At 33.0% G+C, this 17,999-nt stretch carries 26 protein-coding genes and 1 pseudogene; 11 read left to right on the top strand and 16 right to left on the bottom strand.

Annotation, left to right across the window (positions count from 1 at the left end):
- Positions 1-12 precede the first annotated feature (12 nt).
- Complete coding sequence (locus BTOYO_RS18490) at positions 13-198, top strand: YhzD family protein (protein WP_000539550.1); 186 nt, start codon at positions 13-15, stop codon at positions 196-198.
- Positions 199-224: 26 nt separating this feature from the next.
- Here the strand turns inward: BTOYO_RS18490 and BTOYO_RS18485 are convergent, their stop codons facing one another.
- Positions 225-587 carry a hypothetical protein gene (locus BTOYO_RS18485; protein ID WP_000582774.1) on the bottom strand — a complete coding sequence of 121 codons (363 nt, stop codon included), beginning with the start codon at positions 585-587 and terminating at the stop codon, positions 225-227.
- 153 nt (positions 588-740) lie between these two features.
- On the opposite strand from BTOYO_RS18485, the gene BTOYO_RS18480 reads away from it, so the two are divergent.
- On the top strand, positions 741-881 hold the full coding sequence (locus BTOYO_RS18480; protein ID WP_000273535.1) for a YflJ family protein: 141 nt from the start codon (positions 741-743) through the stop codon (positions 879-881).
- Between the two features lie 54 nt (positions 882-935).
- Here the strand turns inward: BTOYO_RS18480 and BTOYO_RS18475 are convergent, their stop codons facing one another.
- Together BTOYO_RS18475 and BTOYO_RS18470 are read right to left on the bottom strand one after the other, a co-directional pair.
- Positions 936-1,181, bottom strand: coding sequence for a hypothetical protein (locus tag BTOYO_RS18475; protein ID WP_000418551.1), 246 nt, complete (start codon positions 1,179-1,181; stop codon positions 936-938).
- A 90-nt stretch (positions 1,182-1,271) separates the two neighbouring features.
- Entirely contained in the window at positions 1,272-1,856 is a 585-nt protein-coding gene (locus BTOYO_RS18470; RefSeq protein WP_001034988.1) for a hypothetical protein, read from the bottom strand.
- 214 nt (positions 1,857-2,070) lie between these two features.
- Between BTOYO_RS18470 and BTOYO_RS18465 the strand changes: the two genes are divergently transcribed.
- The 3 genes from BTOYO_RS18465 to BTOYO_RS18455 all read left to right on the top strand — a co-directional run bounded on the left by BTOYO_RS18465 (position 2,071) and on the right by BTOYO_RS18455 (position 5,160).
- Positions 2,071-3,066, top strand: coding sequence for a zinc-dependent alcohol dehydrogenase family protein (locus tag BTOYO_RS18465; RefSeq protein WP_080001221.1), 996 nt, complete (start codon positions 2,071-2,073; stop codon positions 3,064-3,066).
- 161 nt (positions 3,067-3,227) lie between these two features.
- Positions 3,228-3,908, top strand: coding sequence for a FadR/GntR family transcriptional regulator (locus BTOYO_RS18460; RefSeq protein WP_001024476.1), 681 nt, complete (start codon positions 3,228-3,230; stop codon positions 3,906-3,908).
- Between the two features lie 70 nt (positions 3,909-3,978).
- A complete protein-coding gene (locus BTOYO_RS18455) occupies positions 3,979-5,160 on the top strand; it encodes an MFS transporter (protein ID WP_000768277.1) in 1,182 nt (393 codons plus the stop codon).
- A gap of 118 nt (positions 5,161-5,278) precedes the next feature.
- Here the strand turns inward: BTOYO_RS18455 and BTOYO_RS18450 are convergent, their stop codons facing one another.
- The 4 genes from BTOYO_RS18450 to BTOYO_RS27765 all read right to left on the bottom strand — a co-directional run bounded on the left by BTOYO_RS18450 (position 5,279) and on the right by BTOYO_RS27765 (position 6,833).
- Positions 5,279-5,590, bottom strand: coding sequence for a YbjQ family protein (locus tag BTOYO_RS18450; RefSeq protein WP_000637510.1), 312 nt, complete (start codon positions 5,588-5,590; stop codon positions 5,279-5,281).
- Positions 5,591-5,732: 142 nt separating this feature from the next.
- Positions 5,733-5,936 carry a DUF4028 family protein gene (locus BTOYO_RS18445; RefSeq protein WP_000635853.1) on the bottom strand — a complete coding sequence of 68 codons (204 nt, stop codon included), beginning with the start codon at positions 5,934-5,936 and terminating at the stop codon, positions 5,733-5,735.
- Between the two features lie 165 nt (positions 5,937-6,101).
- Positions 6,102-6,632 carry a general stress protein gene (locus tag BTOYO_RS18440; RefSeq protein WP_001100091.1) on the bottom strand — a complete coding sequence of 177 codons (531 nt, stop codon included), beginning with the start codon at positions 6,630-6,632 and terminating at the stop codon, positions 6,102-6,104.
- A gap of 60 nt (positions 6,633-6,692) precedes the next feature.
- On the bottom strand, positions 6,693-6,833 hold the full coding sequence (locus tag BTOYO_RS27765) for a hypothetical protein (protein WP_001004563.1): 141 nt from the start codon (positions 6,831-6,833) through the stop codon (positions 6,693-6,695).
- Between the two features lie 236 nt (positions 6,834-7,069).
- Here BTOYO_RS27765 and BTOYO_RS18435 point away from each other — a divergent pair, with 236 nt between their 5' ends.
- The 3 genes from BTOYO_RS18435 to BTOYO_RS18425 all read left to right on the top strand — a co-directional run bounded on the left by BTOYO_RS18435 (position 7,070) and on the right by BTOYO_RS18425 (position 11,088).
- Positions 7,070-7,321, top strand: coding sequence for a hypothetical protein (locus BTOYO_RS18435; RefSeq protein WP_000991353.1), 252 nt, complete (start codon positions 7,070-7,072; stop codon positions 7,319-7,321).
- A gap of 202 nt (positions 7,322-7,523) precedes the next feature.
- Complete coding sequence (locus BTOYO_RS18430) at positions 7,524-10,214, top strand: ATP-binding protein (protein WP_001084947.1); 2,691 nt, start codon at positions 7,524-7,526, stop codon at positions 10,212-10,214.
- A gap of 16 nt (positions 10,215-10,230) precedes the next feature.
- Entirely contained in the window at positions 10,231-11,088 is an 858-nt protein-coding gene (locus tag BTOYO_RS18425) for a CheR family methyltransferase (RefSeq protein ID WP_000429037.1), read from the top strand.
- 30 nt (positions 11,089-11,118) lie between these two features.
- Here BTOYO_RS18425 and BTOYO_RS18420 read toward each other — a convergent pair whose 3' ends face one another.
- The 5 genes from BTOYO_RS18420 to rsbV form a co-directional block, all read right to left on the bottom strand.
- A complete protein-coding gene (locus BTOYO_RS18420; protein WP_000025510.1) occupies positions 11,119-12,261 on the bottom strand; it encodes a fused response regulator/phosphatase in 1,143 nt (380 codons plus the stop codon).
- 325 nt (positions 12,262-12,586) lie between these two features.
- On the bottom strand, positions 12,587-13,027 hold the full coding sequence (locus BTOYO_RS18415; RefSeq protein ID WP_000017770.1) for a ferritin-like domain-containing protein: 441 nt from the start codon (positions 13,025-13,027) through the stop codon (positions 12,587-12,589).
- 69 nt (positions 13,028-13,096) lie between these two features.
- The gene (gene sigB, locus BTOYO_RS18410; protein WP_002093824.1) at positions 13,097-13,873 is read right to left on the bottom strand and encodes an RNA polymerase sigma factor SigB; all 777 of its coding nucleotides are present in this window, start codon (positions 13,871-13,873) and stop codon (positions 13,097-13,099) included.
- Complete coding sequence (rsbW, locus tag BTOYO_RS18405; RefSeq protein WP_000970214.1) at positions 13,836-14,318, bottom strand: anti-sigma B factor RsbW; 483 nt, start codon at positions 14,316-14,318, stop codon at positions 13,836-13,838. Before rsbW ends, sigB begins: the two co-directional genes overlap by 38 nt.
- A 6-nt stretch (positions 14,319-14,324) precedes the next feature.
- Positions 14,325-14,663 carry an anti sigma b factor antagonist RsbV gene (gene rsbV / locus BTOYO_RS18400; RefSeq protein ID WP_002038093.1) on the bottom strand — a complete coding sequence of 113 codons (339 nt, stop codon included), beginning with the start codon at positions 14,661-14,663 and terminating at the stop codon, positions 14,325-14,327.
- A gap of 197 nt (positions 14,664-14,860) precedes the next feature.
- Here rsbV and BTOYO_RS18395 point away from each other — a divergent pair, with 197 nt between their 5' ends.
- Entirely contained in the window at positions 14,861-15,061 is a 201-nt protein-coding gene (locus BTOYO_RS18395; RefSeq protein ID WP_000391008.1) for a hypothetical protein, read from the top strand.
- 179 nt (positions 15,062-15,240) lie between these two features.
- On the opposite strand, the gene BTOYO_RS18390 is transcribed toward BTOYO_RS18395, so the two are convergent.
- The 3 genes from BTOYO_RS18390 to BTOYO_RS18380 form a co-directional block, all read right to left on the bottom strand.
- On the bottom strand, positions 15,241-15,492 hold the full coding sequence (locus BTOYO_RS18390) for a GlsB/YeaQ/YmgE family stress response membrane protein (RefSeq protein ID WP_000522903.1): 252 nt from the start codon (positions 15,490-15,492) through the stop codon (positions 15,241-15,243).
- A 75-nt stretch (positions 15,493-15,567) separates the two neighbouring features.
- On the bottom strand, positions 15,568-15,768 hold the full coding sequence (locus tag BTOYO_RS18385) for a CsbD family protein (protein WP_000004263.1): 201 nt from the start codon (positions 15,766-15,768) through the stop codon (positions 15,568-15,570).
- A gap of 50 nt (positions 15,769-15,818) precedes the next feature.
- Positions 15,819-16,208, bottom strand: a complete 390-nt coding sequence (locus BTOYO_RS18380) for a YflT domain-containing protein (protein ID WP_000448820.1) — start codon at positions 16,206-16,208, stop codon at positions 15,819-15,821.
- 213 nt (positions 16,209-16,421) lie between these two features.
- Between BTOYO_RS18380 and BTOYO_RS18375 the strand changes: the two genes are divergently transcribed.
- On the top strand, positions 16,422-16,892 hold the full coding sequence (locus BTOYO_RS18375) for a hypothetical protein (protein WP_000720845.1): 471 nt from the start codon (positions 16,422-16,424) through the stop codon (positions 16,890-16,892).
- Positions 16,893-16,991: 99 nt separating this feature from the next.
- Positions 16,992-17,159, top strand: a pseudogene (locus BTOYO_RS28015) (YolD-like family protein); the annotation flags it as partial.
- A gap of 64 nt (positions 17,160-17,223) precedes the next feature.
- Here BTOYO_RS28015 and BTOYO_RS18365 read toward each other — a convergent pair.
- Entirely contained in the window at positions 17,224-17,637 is a 414-nt protein-coding gene (locus tag BTOYO_RS18365; RefSeq protein ID WP_000120220.1) for a BtaA family protein, read from the bottom strand.
- Positions 17,638-17,999 lie beyond the last annotated feature (362 nt).

The following is a 17,999-nucleotide window of genomic DNA, read 5'->3' as shown; positions in this document are numbered from 1 at the left end:
GAGGGAATTTTCATGGGAGTATACGTTCTAACAGTCTTTGAAAAAGATGGTTCAAAAGCATTGGACGAATCATTTGAGGCGGCAACTGAAAAAGAAGCGAAAGCAAAAGGTGAATCTATTTTACAAGAAAAAGGATTGCACGAAAAAACACATCGCTGCACATCTTCTGCAGGTAAGCTCGTTTTATTCCAGCGCTAAAAAAAGAAGCGTCATCCGCTTCTTTTTCACTCTACTATATCTTCGTCGCACCACGTAAACTCCACATCTAGAATGCGATTACCGATACGTACGCGTTTATTCCATTTACCTGTTTGGATCTGATGTTGCAATTCTGCCTTCATCTTTTCCGTCCAGTTATGAATCGTTTCACTACCGTCGTACGGATATATGCCCGGAAACTCTTCCTGCAGAAGGTGTAAGCTCTCTGCATCAAAATGAAAATGGAAGAAGTAGTTTGCTGTAAGCGATGGTTCTTGTAAACGTAAAAAATGATCATCAATTTGCTTTCTATTTCTATAGAAAGTAAAGATATTCACTTTACCGCTCGTAATTTGGTCAATTTGAATTTCGTGCTTCTCTATAATCACGTCTTGCCCACCTCGTTATATACTACCTTTAGTATATATGTCTTTTGCAACAAAGTTAACCATTTTCGCACGAAATTCATTTCCTTCATTATATTACCTGTACCTCCAAGTACAATCAGAACAAATAAAACAAAGTTGAAGGGGAGCGATCACATGTATTTCGGAAGCAAAGGTTGGTATGTAAAAGAACTTAAAAAATTAGGTATCCGTACTTATGAAGGTAAAAAACTAGAATCTTATCGTACGCATATTTTATCTAGTTTACTTGAGAGAATGAAGAAGGCTTCGGCTTAATAGACAAATAGAAGAAGCTACTTTAAAAGTAGCTTCTTCTATTTGAAAAATCGCTTATCCTTTGTACCAATCATAGCCTAAACGAACAACATTAGCCTCCATATAAGACAATGAATTTTCTCTAAGAAACGTCTCGTAGTTCACAAAATTATTCATCCCAAACCTATCCTTATGTAACCACGTTGCGTCACATTCATCACAAACATATACAACTTTATCAATGTCTTTTATTTCAACTCTACAAACGAGACCATTCCCATCACATCTTGGACAAACAACTTTACCTTTAAATAGCTCCATCTATAATTCCCCCATTACAAACTTTTAAAGCCCTCATTATATAATAGAATTTAAAATTGTTCTTTTTAGGCCATATATTTTATTTTGCGATTATTTTTTGTTTTTTTCTTGAATCTTCTCTACTTCATTTTTTATATCCTCTGATATAGCCACATCAATATTCCCTTTATATTTCTTGTATTCTTGGAATAACATGTTTGCATTTTGATTAAACGTTATCAGAGTTCCACTAGGAGATTCTGTTTGTTCCTTTAAAGATGTAATAATTCCATACATCTTCTTGTATTCATCATAAAGTTCTTTGTACTTATTTGGATTTTCTTTCGCAGCTTCAGATACCGTTTTTAATTGCCCTTCCATATCACTATATATTACAGAAGATTGAGCCACCATTGAATTTAGAGATTTTTTCTTAGCATTTAAAGCTATGTTAAAATTTCGGCGTTCATCAATAGCTTTAGACCAGGACTCTGAATATTGCGGTAAAACAAAATCAGCAACAAATCCCATTAATTCAATATTATTATAAAATTCCGCTGCGGCTTGAACATAGCTAGCTTCACGTTTCTTCTTTTCCTCTGCTTCTTTGGCATTTTTTTGTAATACATTCATACTCACAAGGGCTATCATGATCACAACAATCCCTAAAATTCCCCAGATTATCTTTTTATTCATGCTGACTCCCCCATTTATGTATAATCTTTAAATTATATTGGTAAAAACAAAATAAAAGCACTCGTTCGGGTGCCTTTAACTTTAGTTTTTATTGGGCTAATTTTTCATGTTTACTCCCTCTTTAAAATTTCTATTCCCTTTTATATATGTAACGAAATAAGTAGCCAAGCTAAAAATGCTATAATACATTTGACTACATTAAGGAGGAACCATTATTTTGCGCGGAACATGCATTCAATTTCATAAGTTTGGTAACCCAAAAGATGTATTACAAGTTGAATATAAAAATATAGAACCATTAAAAGATAATGAAGTGCTAGTTCGTATGTTAGTTAGACCGATTAATCCATCTGACTTAATTCCTGTAACTGGAGCGTATGCACATAGAATCCCTTTACCTAACATACCTGGTTATGAAGGTGTTGGTATTGTTGAAGATGTTGGTGCGAGTGTTTCTAGAGACCTTATCGGTAAACGCGCGCTACCTTTACGCGGGGAAGGTACTTGGCAAGAATATGTGAAGACATCAGCTGATTTTGTAATCCTTATTCCCGATTCAATTGATGATTTTACAGCTGCACAAATGTACATCAACCCATTAACAGCTTGGGTTACGTGTACAGAAACGCTAAACTTAAAACGAGATAACGTTTTATTAGTAAACGCTTGTGGATCCGCTATAGGTCATCTTTTTGCACAGTTATCACAAATTTTAAACTTTCGACTCATTGCAGTGACTAGAAATAGTAAACATACAGAGAAATTACTTCAGCTCGGTGCTGAATATGTAATAGATACTTCCACTGTTCCGCTTTATGAAACCGTTATGGAGTTAACGAACGGGATAGGCGCAGATGCTGCGATTGATTCTATTGGAGGATCCGATGGAAATGAATTAGCATTTTGTGTACGTCCAAATGGACACTTTTTAACTATCGGTCTTCTATCAGGCGTACAAGTAAACTGGGCCGAAATTGTTACGAAAGCAAAGGTGCATGCTAACATATTTCATTTACGACATTGGAATACAGACGTGTCACCGTATAAATGGCAAGAAACGTTTCGTCACTTAATTCGTTTAGTTGAGGATAAAAAATTACGTTTTATGACAGTACATTCTACGTATGACTTAGCGGATGTGAAAACTGCGGTTGCTGTTGTGCATTCTGCTGAGAAAGCAAAAGGAAAAGTATTTTTGACGAGTTATTAAATGCGGTTGAAGAATTCATTTTGATTGATTTTTTTCAAAATGGATTTTTTTATGCCTTATAAATCTGATTTTAGTATTCCGCTTCAAACACCTAAAAAATAACATTGTCAACAGAACTTAAATTGGTTATTATAAAAGCGAATATAACAGGAGATGAGCAGATGAATATAAATGAAAAGAAATCTTTTTCAAAAGTTTCTCGACGAAAATTAGTCGATGAAGTGTTGGAACGTCTACAAGAAAAAATCTTTTCTGGCGAGTACGAAGTTGGTGATCGCCTCCCTACAGAGCCCCAATTAATGGAAGAGTTAGGTGTAGGGCGTTCGACGCTGCGAGAAAGCATAAAGATATTAGTACATGCTGGTATCTTAGAAGTTCGACAAGGACAAGGTACTCGTATTGTCTCACTAAATACTACGCAAGATTCATTTGAAAAACGATTGCAGGCAGCAAATATTAATCATGTGTATGAAGCACGAAATATGTTAGATAAAGAAGTAGCTATGTTAGCGGCACAGCGCCGAAGCGAAGAGGATCTTTTATACTTAAAAGGACATTTGGATAAAAGAAGAAATGCCCTTCGAGAAGGAAATTATGTAGCTTACATAGATGCAGACATTCAGTTTCATTTAGCAATTGCAACGGCGAGCAAAAACGAAGTTCTACTTGATTTATATCAATCTTTCGTGCCTGCCCTTCGTCATATTTTAAGCCAATTAATATTAAATACAGCTGACTATGAAGATAACTCTGAAATTCATGAAAAATTATTCCAAGCTATATTAAAACAAAATGCCGAAGAGGCTCGAACATACGTTGTTCAAAATTTGGAGCTGAAATAAGCTCCTTATATATTACACTTAAACATCAGATGATATACTCAATAACATCTGATGTTTAAGAGAGGAGAAAATGAAATTGAAACATCAAGAACGAACTTATTTGTATATACTAGCACTATTTTTTACTTCTATTAATTTACGTATCGGAATTACATCTATTTCACCTTTATTAGAAACAATCCGACAAGACTTAAATATAAGCAATTTTTCCGTTAGTTTTTTAACAGCCATTCCTGTTTTTTGTATGGGGACATTCGCCTTACTAACCGGGAAGGTAATTAAAAAATATGGGGCAGAAAAAGCAATTATGGCTTGTCTTATTTTAATTGGCTTTGCAACATGTATGAGAGCTTTTACTTCTTCCATTCTCACCTTATTCACAAGCGCTTTATTTATCGGCATTGGAATTGCACTTGCAGGGCCGTTACTATCAGGTTTTATTAAGGAAAAATTCCCTACGAAAATCGGCTTAATGATTGGAATATATTCAGTAGGTATGGGAACTGGCGCTTCTTTAAGCGCAGGATTAACGCTTCCTTTACAACATGTATTAAAAGGATCTTGGAATATGGCACTCGCTTTTTGGGGTGTACTTACTATTATCGCTATTATATTTTGGTATCCGGTTATGAAACGAAAAAAGAATACGAGCATACAAAATAAAAAGAATAATAATTTACCTTTAAGAAATAAAAAAGCATGGTTGTTCACAATCTTTTTCGGCCTACAATCAGGAATCTTTTATTCCATTACGACTTGGCTAGCACCAGCAAATCAAAGTATGGGTGTCAGTAGCGGACAGGCTGGTACTCTAATAACTGTATTTACAGTTATTCAAATGATATGCAGCTTTTTAATTCCAACATTAGCCGATATTTATAAAAACAGACCACTTTGGTTATTAGGGAGTATATGCTTTGTACTCGCAGGTTTATCGCTTATGATTTACCCACTAACTACACCATGGATCCCTTCTATTTTATTAGGTATCGGGCTCGGCGGCGTATTTCCACTCGCTCTCATGCTACCGCTATACGAAACAAAAACTTCCGAAGATGCGAGTGCATGGACTGCTATGATGCAGTCAGGAGGATACATTATGGGCGGATTCATTCCTGTCTTAGCAGGAATCGCTCGTGACTATTTTAATAGTTATACGCAAATTTTTATTATAATGGCACTTCTAAGCTTAGTTTTGTTCATTTTAACTTTAGTCATGAACAAAACTAAGATAGAAGCGAAAATAGCTTAAATGAAAAGAATGGGCTTTTTCCTAAAGGATCCAGCTCATTCCTTTACTTCTACAAATTGAAAACAAAAAAATCCCCTCAAAGCATAAGCTTCGAGGGGGAGCCTGTTTTTTTATTTACTTATATACGTACAGCTGTACCACTTACAGCAACCATTAACATTCCATCACGAACTACTTCATAATCTACGTCAATACCAACAATAGCGTTCGCACCTTTTTGTTTTGCAAGTTCTTTCATTTCATCCATTGCGATATCACGAGCTTCTTTTAGCTTGCTTTCATAAGAACCAGCACGACCGCCGACAACATCACGAACAGAAGCGAATAAATCGCGGACAATATTTGCACCCATAATAGCTTCACCATTTACAATATCGATATACTCAATAATTTCTTTACCTTGAATTCCAGACGTTGTTGTTACAATCATGACTGACACTCTCCTAATAAGTTGTAGTTTTAATTAGCTTTCTTATGTCTTTATTATGGCATGGAACAAGCAACTAATCTATTGAATTACCTTACAGGAATGTGACAGTTTTGTAATAATAAAGCGCGCATTATGTTTAATTTTAATAAAGCGCTTTAATATTGGGATACATAAACGATTCTCTATTTTCTTTCCAATCCTTTTCTACTTCTTTAAAAGTTGGTCGCCCTAATTCTTTGTTATTTTCATGTTTACTAAACCATTTTTTCACATACTGGTCTCCATTTTTGTTTTGAACTGTACAAAGGAAACTATTACTGCTATCCTTTAATATTTTTACAATCACGAAAAGGCACCTCTTCCCTTTTAAATAACATGATAGAACTTGATCTTTTACTATAAGCCCTTCCTCTCTTATAGTCATACGACTCCTCGGCCGCGCCAAAGTTGTAAGATCAAAAACGATATTCACTATTTCCACATTTTTCATAATTGATATATGAAGTACATATTATTTAAAGAAATCAGAGTTATAGGCATTATGCTTATCAAATATTTTATAGATTTCTAACTTATCATCTAACTTTGCATCTACTAAAATTAATATATTTCCATCGTAAATATATTCTTCATACTTTTTAGCATGTTCTTCTGGAATTCCTAACCCTATAAATGCTCCTATTAAACTTCCAGCTCCTCCGCCAATACCGGCTCCTCCAATAGCTGCTGCGATCGGTCCTGCTGCTACAATTGGACCCATTCCAGAAACGGCAAGTACACCAAGACCTGTTAATAAACCACCGAGCCCGCCTGCTACCCCTCCAGCTACAAGCCCTGTCGCTGAAAAGATATCTGCTTTATGTGCAGTTTCGCTATTCACTTTTTCACCCGACTTTTCTTCCAGATGTTCAATTTCCTTTTGATCTTTCGCAATAGCTGAAATGTTATCTGCTGAGTATCCTTTATCATTTAATTCATTAATAACGAGTGCCGCATCATCAATTGTTCTAAAAACACCTACTATTTTTCTATCTACATTCATAACTATTAACCTCCTAAATTTTTATATACATATACGCCCTTTTATTTTTATAATGCATCTTTATCCTTCTTCATTTCTGTATACACTAATCTTCTTATTAACATAACCATTTACGAAAAAAGCGAATAGTAACAGTATTACAAGCGAACTACTTAACAAGTAAATTAAATCAAACGTAATATCAATCATCATTTCATTCATGTATACCAGGCTCCTTTTTATTTAAAGTAAAAGTATATTTTGATAGACTAATCTACTAAACATAGACATCTTACAATTCATCTTCAGTCAATCTCTTTGTAGTATATGTATACCCTTCCTAACCTTTTCTAAACGTAAAAAACTATACTTATATTTTTTCTTATTTATATGTTTAACATTTTTTAAAACGGGTATGTTTATATTGTTATGCTTACTATATGGAAAGGAATATTGCAATGAACGCCATTCACTCTACTACTATTTCTTATAATGAAACGCCTACAATAACTCAGATTCATCATTTTTACGCTTTAATGACAACATTTCAAACGAACTTGTTTATAAGTAAACACGGAACACTTACTTCTATTAAAAACTTAAGCACATTAGTATCCTTTTTCCTTACGGTAAAAAAGAGAGAGCTTGTATTATTTATTTTTGAAGGAATAGATGCAAAAAGAGCTTTAAGAACACTCTTTCCTTCTTAGAATGTTTGTTATCCTCTATTCCCTCGTTTACTACCTTTCATATATATTTTTATTTCAAAATGATTTCCTCTATTAAAAAAGAACCCCCTAATACAATAGGAGGATTTCTAGTTTGGCCTTATGAAAACTGATATAATATATATTACGTTTTTCATTCTTTACAATAGGAAACTTTTAATACTCTTGAAGGTAGGAATTTTTAATGAACTCGAAAGCAAAATTTAGTATTCGCTACAAAATTATGGCTGGTTATTTAGTTATCATTTTGTTCTTACTTATCTCTTTCATTATGCTAAACAATGAGATTTCCAGTTTACAAAAATCTCTTAATTTTATTATTGATCACGATTTTAAAGTTCTTAATTTAACGAATCAAGTGGAGAAAGAATTGCTAACAATTGAAAATAAAGCGAAAGGGTTTATCATTTCTAATAACCCAAATTACGTGCAATCCCTTAACTCCGCGGAAAAAGATTACGAAAAACATTATCAAGATCTTTTTGCTCTATTAGAGGATAACCCCTCTCAGCAAGAAAAATTAAAACAGATTAACGAAAACATTACTAGTTGGATTAATAAAGAGATTCACCCACTCATTACAAATAATAATAGTAATAATGTACAAACAATCGACACGACTCAAATTCAGTCATTACAGTCGCAGCTAACTAACTTCCGGAGCACTGAGGAGCAACTAACGAAAAAAAGAGCTGCACAATTAGATATTGAAAATAATAAATTAGAGATTTGGTTATACAGTTTATTGTTCTTACTTTCTTGTATTTCCATTATCGTTTCACTCTATATTTCGAATTCCATTACAAAAACGATTAAAAATGTAATTCAAGCTATTAAATCCATTTCTTCTAAAGAAAAAATTACGGAAAGAATTCATGTAAATACACATGATGAAATAAAAGATCTTGCTCATACAACAAATCACCTACTAGATGAAATATCGAAAAGAGAGTGGTTACAAACTGAGCTTGCAGAATTAATTTTAATGTATCAAGGTGTATCTTCTATTGAGATGTTAGGTAAAAAAATTCTTAGTGGAATTATACAAAAAACGCAAACTTCTTGCGGTGCATTTTATGTACGTGAAGAATATGAAGAAACTGTCTACTATGTGAAAAAAGCTTCTTTCGCCGATCAAGGTGCTGATATTGGAAAACAATCTATTAAAATGGGTGAAGGTTTCATTGGACAGTCTGCCTTAGAAAAGAAAAGTTTTATTCTCAGTGACATACCCGAAGAGTTTCGTTATGTCACTAGCGGAGTATTAGAAATACGTCCTAAAAATCTACTAGTCATCCCTATCTTATTTGAGGATGAAGTAATTGCAGTAATGGAGTTAGTAAGTGTAACTGAGATTTCAGACTTACATCAAGATTTAATTCAACAAACTATTGATAATCTAGGTTTAACAATCCATAGCATTATAGGACGTATGCGAATTCAAACTCTTTTACATGAATCACAAGCAATGACAGAAGAGTTACAAGTTCAATCAGAAGAATTACAAACGCAAGCTGAAGAACTACAAATGCAAGCTGAAGAATTACGAACAACGAATGAACAATTAGAGTCTAGAACTGAAGAAGCTGAACAAAAGACAGCTGACTTACAAATTACCAAATCAGAATTAGAAGAAAAAGCAAGCGAGTTGTTACGCAGCTCAAAATACAAATCTGAGTTCCTAGCAAATATGTCACATGAATTACGCACACCGTTAAATAGTATTTTACTATTATCTGAAATGTTAAGAGAAAATCATGATAATCATTTATCGGATGATGAAATTGAACTAGCAACTGTCATTCATTCATCAGGGAAAGACTTACTTACTTTAATTAATGACATACTAGATTTATCTAAAGTAGAAGCAGGCAAACTAGACATCATTTTTGAAGCAACGAACATAAGTGACATGGCAGCCAATATGCATCAAAACTTTTTACATATCGCTGCACAAAAAAATGTCGAATTTACTATTGAAGACAGTGACACCATTCCTGACCTGTTTTATACAGATGCAAAACGGATTGAACAAATTATTAAAAACTTATTATCCAATGCATTTAAATTCACAGAAAAAGGATCTGTCTCTTTACATTTCGATTCGATAGAAACAAGCAATTTAAGTCATGATATGCAGTCTATAAGTAAAGATTGGATTACAATTTCAGTAAAAGATACTGGTATTGGTATCGCTAAAGAACAGCATCAACTTATTTTCGAAGCCTTTCAACAGGCAGATGGAGCAACAATTAGGAAATATGGTGGTACAGGCTTAGGGTTATCTATTTGTAAAGAGTTTGCTAGATTGTTAGGTGGTTGGATTACATTAGAGAGTAATGTAGGAGAAGGTAGTACTTTCACGGTATATATTCCTAACCTTCCAAATGGCTTAAATGAAATCCAAGTATCCAATTTAGAAGTCGCAGCAACGATAGAAGATGTTATTCCTGCTGAAGTTATTGAGGAAACTATCGTTACTACCGAAACAAATAACGTCTTCCAAGAGAAAACCATTTTAATTGTCGATGATGATCATCGAAATATATTTGCTTTACAAAATGCATTAAAAAAACAAAATGCCAACATTATTACTGCCCAAAACGGCATAGAGTGTTTAAAAATACTAAAAAGCAAAACAAATATTGACCTTATTTTAATGGACATTATGATGCCGAATATGGACGGTTATGAAACGATGGAAAATATCCGAATGAATTTAGGGTTAAATGAAATACCTATTATCGCATTAACTGCTAAAGCAATGCCAAATGATAAGGAAAAATGTTTATCTGCTGGCGCTTCAGATTATATAAGTAAACCATTAAATCTACATCAACTCTATTCGGTAATGAGTGTATGGTTAATAAAATAAGTGAGGTTTAGTTGGAGTGGAAAATAAGTATTATAATTTTGATCCATCAGTAGATACGGATGAGCGCACGAACTTAGAAATTGAATTACTATTAGAAGCGGTATTTAAACTATCAGGATTTGATTTTCGCCAATATGCTCGCACATCTATTTATAGAAGGATTTGTAATCGAATGCAGCTCTCTAATATCCCAACCATTTCAAAATTAATTGAAAAAGTAATTCACGAGGAAGGGGTTTTAGAACAGTTATTAAATGACTTCTCGATTAATGTAACTGAGATGTTCCGTAACCCTGCCTTTTTTAAAGCGCTTAGAGAGCATGTAATTCCTGAATTAAAAAAGAATCCTGAAATTAGAATTTGGCATGCTGGATGCGCAACTGGTGAAGAAGTATTATCAATGTCCATCTTACTTCACGAAGAAGGATTAAGTGAAAAGTCGGTTATTTACGCAACAGATATGAATACAAATGTGTTAGAAAAAGCAAAACAAGCTATCCTCCCGTTAAATAAAATGCAAACTTATACGAAAAACTATTTACAAGCTGGCGGTACACAAGCATTTTCTAACTATTATTCAACAGATAATCGTTTTGCTTATTTTAATCCATCACTTTTACAAAACATTATTTTTGCACAGCATAATTTAGTAACTGATCAATCTTTTAACGAATTTCATATTATACTTTGTCGTAACGTTTTAATTTACTTTACAAGTAAACTTCAAAATCAAGTACAGCAACTATTTTATGAAAGTTTAGGCCACAATGGATTCCTATGTTTGGGGAATAAAGAAACTCTTCGTTTTTCAAATATAATGCCGCATTATACCCAATTTAATCCTAGTGAACAAATTTATCAAAAAATACAATAAAAAGCATCTGTTTGGATATTCATACGCTTTTTATTTCGCATTCGTTTTTATCATAATGAGACACATATCATCTGATTGTGTTTTCTTCTGTTCTTCCTTATAAAACCCTTCTATCTCTTCTTCTAAATCCCCCCATTTTCTTTCTGTAAAAGCACGTAATTTCTCTTCAGACTCAAATTCATCATTTGCAATTGCTTCAAGAACACCATCTGTAAATAATAATATTTGAGCGTTCTTATTAAAAGGTATGACTGTCTTTTCTACCTTTATTTCATCAAAAAACCCTACTGCACAACTCCCGCGATTCAGTTCAACTACATTTGTTTCATCAACTAAAACATATCCAGCAGGATGTCCTGCATTCACATATTCAATCGTTCTATCTTCTGTATTAACAACTAAGTATATGGCCGTAAAATAATATGGAATATTATCATTGTCATTATGTAAAAGGGTCATATATTTATTTAATTCTTTAATGACGAGTTCTGGATCAATTAAACATTTAATTGTTTCGCGTAATACAGAAGAAATAAACATACAAACTAATGAAGCAGATATACCATGTCCCATCACATCTAATAATATAATACCGTAGCGATTTTCATCGATTTTGTACCAATAATACATATCTCCAGCTAGTTTGAATGACGGTAAGTAACTTGCTTCAATTTTTATATGATCTTCTCTTAATGGGCTACTTAATAAGTTTCTTTGTACTTGTGTAGCTAAATCTAGTTCATTCCGAAGATTTTCTTCTTGTTCTTTATGCCAATTTAATTCCGATTTCAAGCGTAATGCTACACGCATACGCGCTAATAGTTCAACTTTATTTATAGGTTTCGTAATATAATCCATTGCCCCCATATCAAGAGCTTCGGCTAATTTATTTGCATCCTCTAAAGCTGTAACAAAAATAATAGGGATATCTTTAAACTTCTCCTCTTTTTGTAATCGCCTACAAACTTCAAGTCCATCAATTTCAGGCATCATAATATCTAATAGTATTAAGTCAATTTCATTATGCCTGGAAGAATCTTTTCCAAACTGTATGTATTCGAAGAGCTCTTGTGCAGAATTGAGCGATACAAGATCATGATATCCGGCTTGTTTTAAAATTTTCTCAATTACAAATATGTTAACCGGATTATCATCAACAATTAAAATGGACACAAGTTATTTCCCCTTTTCTTATTTAAAATGTAAATCTATTATAATTTTCTATTTTTCTAGTATTACATACTCAGTTACAAAATGAAAATTTCGTACTCAAACATATTTATACAACAAAAGAACAAACCCCTAGAAATAGGAATTTGTTCTTTCACTCTATAAAGTGAAACTTTAATCAGTGGGGGTTTTCTTCATCCCCCACTGATTATTAGTTGAACCAATCGGACTTTTATGGGCAGTTAACCCCCCACCTAAATTCTTTGCTTTCGCTGCATTTTGAGGTGGGGGGTCTTACTGCCCATTAAAGTGGGGTAAATTTCCACTTTTAATTTAACACCATTGCTTTATCATTTAAAAGACGATCTAATTCTTCCATATGATTTGTTTCATCTGCAATCATATCTTCTAGTTTTACAACTAACTCTGTCATATTTAATTTCGCTGCCTGTTCTTTTCTCGTTTCATAACGCTTAATTGTTTCATATTCTGATTGTCTAGCGTATTCTAACATTTCTCGAACATCTTCCACTTGTTTCACTGGTAAAGGGATCGTAGTAGGTGTACCACCTAGCGTCTTAATTTTCTCCGCTAAATATAGGGCATGTCCTTGTTCATCACTAATTTCAGATTCAAAGAAAGGTTTTAACACTTGTCTATATATACCAGAAACTGTAGCAGCATTATGGTTATACATAATAATTGCTGAGTATTCTCCTGCTAAATCTTCATTCAATCCTTTGATTAGTTCTTTCACATCGTGTGACATTTTCATATCTCCTCCTATACTTAATAAGTACCCCTTTCCTCATGTTTTAAACATAATTATTTAAAATTTTTATGTATCTAAAAATGCAGCTTGCTTCAATTTACTTATCGCTTGTCTTTTAATACGAGAAACGTGCATTTGCGAAATACCTAACCGTTCCCCTGTATCTTTTTGATTTAAATTTTCTCCAAATATATAATGAATAACACTCTTTTCTGTCTCATTTAATACGTTAAAAATATCCTCTAAAACGAGACGTCTTTCTGTCTGTTCATATCCTTGCTCTACTTCACCTACAGATTCAATTCTCGCTACCGAACTTCCATCAGATGAATTTTCAACTACATCATCTAAGGAAGATACTCGATAATTATTTTTCGCATCCATAATTTCTAGCACTTCCTCTTCGGATAGTCCTAAATGATCCGCAATCTCTATTATCTTCGGTGAACGTTGCAGGTGATCTGTTAACTCCTCTATCGCAAGTTTAATTTTCCCGCCTAAATCTTTAATTCGCCTTGGAACGTGAATGCCCCAAGTTTTATCACGTAAATACTTCTTTATTTCGCCTACTATTGTAGGTATTGCAAACGGCTCAAAAGCATTCCCTATCGAATAATCATACCTTCTTATTGCGCCTAAGAGCCCTAACATCCCTACTTGTATAATATCCTCATGCATCGGCCCGCCTTTTGAATAGCGATATGCAATGGAATGTACGAGATTTTTATAATGATCAACTAACCTTTCCTGTGCTTCATTACATTGGTTTTGTTGGAATTCTGCAATTAGCTTAATAACGTCTTCTTTAGTAAGAGTTGTAGGTTGAGATTGGATTTCCATCATTCTCCACCTGCTCTCTTTGTATATATTTTGTCATTAAAACTGTCATGCCCTCATCATGCATAATTTGTATATCATCCATTAACGTATTAATTAAATATAAACCTAAACCATTTTCCGGCAAATGTTCTACTGGTTTACTAATATCATACGGACCAACTTTCCTTTTTAAGTTATTAAAATCAAAGCTAACCCCATTATCCGCAACCATAATTTCTAATCGATCTTCATATAGGCCGAAGACAATTGTAATTTCTCCAACGTCTTCTTTATATGCATGTTGTACAATATTTGTACATGCTTCACTAATAGCAATTTTCATATCTTCTATATCGTCATAAGCAAAGCCCATTCGGTTCGCAACACCAGCCATTGTTAAACGAATAATGGCCACATATTCTGCCTTTGCAGGAATTTTCATTTCTATCTTTTCAAATTTCTCCATCATCCCTAGTCACCTTCTTTCTACTTTTTCAAAATCGGAATTCAAATTTAATATTTCTGTTAGTCCTGTAATATCAAATAATCTTTTTAGTCTTTTAGATACACCAATAAACTCTAGTTTGCCATCATTTTTCTTAACTGCTTTTAATAGAGCTATAAAAACACCTAAACCGGTACTATCCATATAATCTACGTTATGAAAATCTACTACAATATGAACTTCTTTTTCGCTTGCAATAGGCATCATCTTATTTTTTAAATCTGATGCCGTATATGCATCAATCTCACCATTAAGTTGTACCGTATAACCTACATCATTTTGCAAAATATTTATTGCCAAATTCATCATTTCCGCCCCCTTATCTCAAACCACTACTATGTTAATTACCCATAAAAATTAATTTTAAACATATTTTTTTATTTTCATTATAAATAAATTTTCTACACCTTTCTCGGCTTAACACTTAAAAAATACTACTAAATGTTTAAACCTTATAAATTTGTGTATGTATAATGTATAAACATTATTTTTAGGGGGATCTATCTATGGAAGAGCACAACTTTAAAAAGGGAGATTTCGTTCAATTTTCTTATCGACACGATCATGCTACAAAATTAGTTGGTTCCATTATTAACATACTGACGAATACAATTGTAGTTGATATAGGTAATAGTGAGGACTTATCTCATATAGAACCAAGGCAGGTCGTAAGGATAAATAATTGTGAAAAAGTAACGATGGTTTAATACATAATAAAAAGTGTAATTTCAATGAGCGGGGGCCTTCATCCCCGCTCATTCCTATGCAGATTACATAAAAAAAGCATCCAAATTAGTTTAATTGGATGCTTTTTTATGTATATTTATCAGTTCATTCACTTTATAGTTATATATAATAAACTTAAGATTACTATTCATTATCATACTTACGCTTTCCGTAGCATTCTAGAGAAGAATGTAACGATTAAAATAAAGACGATTGCACCTAATAACGCTGGAAGAACAAAAATGCCTCCCCATTCAGGACCCCAATGACCAAATAACGCACTACCTACCCAAGATCCAATTAAACCAGCAATTACATTACCAACTATACCTAAAGGAAAGTCTTTCCCCGTAATCATTCCAGCTAACGCACCAATAAGTCCACCTACAATACACGTAATAATAAGTCCCACAATTAAACCTCCTATATTGTTTTTATATTTGATTTATCAAGCTTTGGTATGTAACCAAAGCTTGATAAACATGTATTATTCTTTATTATCCAATCCATCACTTATCTTTTGTTTAACTTTTCCGACTTTTTCTTTTATCGTTCCCTTCGTCTTCTCCCACTTCCCTTCATTTTTCAACTCTCTATCTTCTGTAACTTCACCAATCCCTTCTTTTACTTGTCCTTTTTTCTTTTCAACTTTACCCGTAATTTGTTCTTTTAGACCGCTCTCACTCATATTTCCAATCTCCTTTTCATAATAGATTTATAGATGTAAAGGATACAAATTTAAAGAGAATACGTGCATCTTCTTTCTTGTAGCCATTCACCGACTCTTTCTAAATCCTTAACGAATAACAAGATTTTCCCTTCATCCAGCTTTTCTTCATAAAAGTTAGCTTCTTCCTCATTAAGTCCTAACTCTTGCATCTTATTTCTTAACTGATCTCCCGTTTTTTGAAAGACATTAATAATGCTTGTCCCAAGTCCTTCCTCTTTTATTCCAATCGTGTTCACGTCTGCATTATCTGCGATTCTATCTGTCCTCTCTTTCTCATGTGTTAACACGTAAATATCTTTTTGTTCTATTCCTTTCTTCACTAGATCATTTGCCGCATTCATGACCTCTTTCTCCGTAATAAATTCATATACAAAAGGTTTACTATACTTCGTTTCCATCTTTAACTTCCTCCTTTAAAATGAATTATTTGTTATATTATATGTAGTACACCTATTTTCGAAATGTTAAACATAAAATATGAAAAAAGTTATGTGAATTTTAATTTTAATAGAAAATGAACAACATCATTTACCACTTTAAAACATCTTCTCCTTACAATAACTACCTAAATTAACAGAAAATTGTTATAATTAAACATAAGGAGGGATACTATGAAAAAAATCATATCTATATGCGCTCTAACCGCTCTATCTTTCACTTTAATAGGTTGTACAAGCTCCTCGGCTACAGATAAAGCTTCACAAGTTAAGCAAGAACATACACAAAATACATTTCAATTAAATTCCGCTAATATTACAGACATTGAAATACTGAAAACAACAAATAATACTATTTCCAAATCTCAAACAGACAATGAAGAAATGATAAAACCTATCGTTTCGGCAGTTCAAAATGGAACCTCGAAAACAATTACATTAGATCAAAAAAAGAAACAATCGGCACATTCTACTATAACCGTTACATATAAAGATGACGCAAAAGAAGAGTTTCTTGTCTGGATCGATAATAAGGAGCAAATTACAATCGCTAAAGATGAGAAGAAAGGTAAAGTAGAAGCTGTGACATTAAACATGAAACACTCTAAAATGATGAAAGATTTCTTTAAAAATGATAAAACGTAAAAAGGATCTCCTTTAAGGAGATCCTTCTTCTCTTTATACAATTTGCTTTATACAATTTGCTTTATACAATTTGCTTTATACAAGCAAACGAAATACATACTATTGTTATGCTCCTTATCATTCGAAGAAGAAATATTAATTATATATTATGGAGACGGTTATTTACTCTTTAATTATATGACTATCGTTAATATTGATTTGCTAAATCGTGCTGTCCTATGTACCGATGATGACACTAAATTTTTTTATATAGTTGATGTTAAGTAAAGGAAGTAGCTTTACATCCTACTTCCTTTACTTAACCATTTCCATATTTAGACTTTTATAAAATCTATTTAAGGTCTAATTTTGCTAAATCATGTTGTAAAACATTATTTCCTTCTTGTGGATTAAATACGATTGCACTAAGACCAAAAACATTCGTAACAACATCTCTATCATTTGGATGAATTATTCTTACTTCGTAAGCAAAAAGTCCTGGAGGAAGAGCTGCCGAACGAAAAGTAACATATTGATTAGGTGCTAATGTTCGTGTAGAAGGATCTACTAATGGTAACAATACAGGAGAACCAGATGACCAATCAAACATTTCAACAGTTACTCTATGAGTATCATCTGGATCAACATTCATAGCATCAACAGTAAGAAATAAAGTAGCAGAATGTCTACGTAATACACCCGTTGATAACGTTTCATTGTAATTTTTACAACATTTTTTAGAAGAATAACCATAGCCATAACTCATATCAATTTCCCCCTTTCATTTACAATTAAGGACAAGCATTCCTTATAATATATAATGCTATTATTATTTTATTGAAAGGTATAATAGCGGAATTTCATCTATATTTTCTAATATTTAAGTTTACGTTTGTTCACTCGTATTGAAAATAAAGTGAAACTTTAATCAGTGGGGGTTTTGTTCATCCCCCACTGATTATTAGCCTTCACCAATCGGGCGTTTACAGGCAGCCCGACCCCCACCTAACTTCTTTGCTTCCGCTGAATTTTGAGGTGGGGGTCTTACTGCCCGGCAAATAGCGGGATAAATTTTATATCATTCTTTTCCATGAACTAGTTCCTAAAAGGTCCCTTTTCTACAATAAA

The organism is Bacillus toyonensis BCT-7112, assembly GCF_000496285.1.
Taxonomy (GTDB): domain Bacteria; phylum Bacillota; class Bacilli; order Bacillales; family Bacillaceae_G; genus Bacillus_A; species Bacillus_A toyonensis.
Note: the sequence above shows the minus strand (reverse complement) of the source record. Positions and strands in the feature narration are given on the sequence as shown.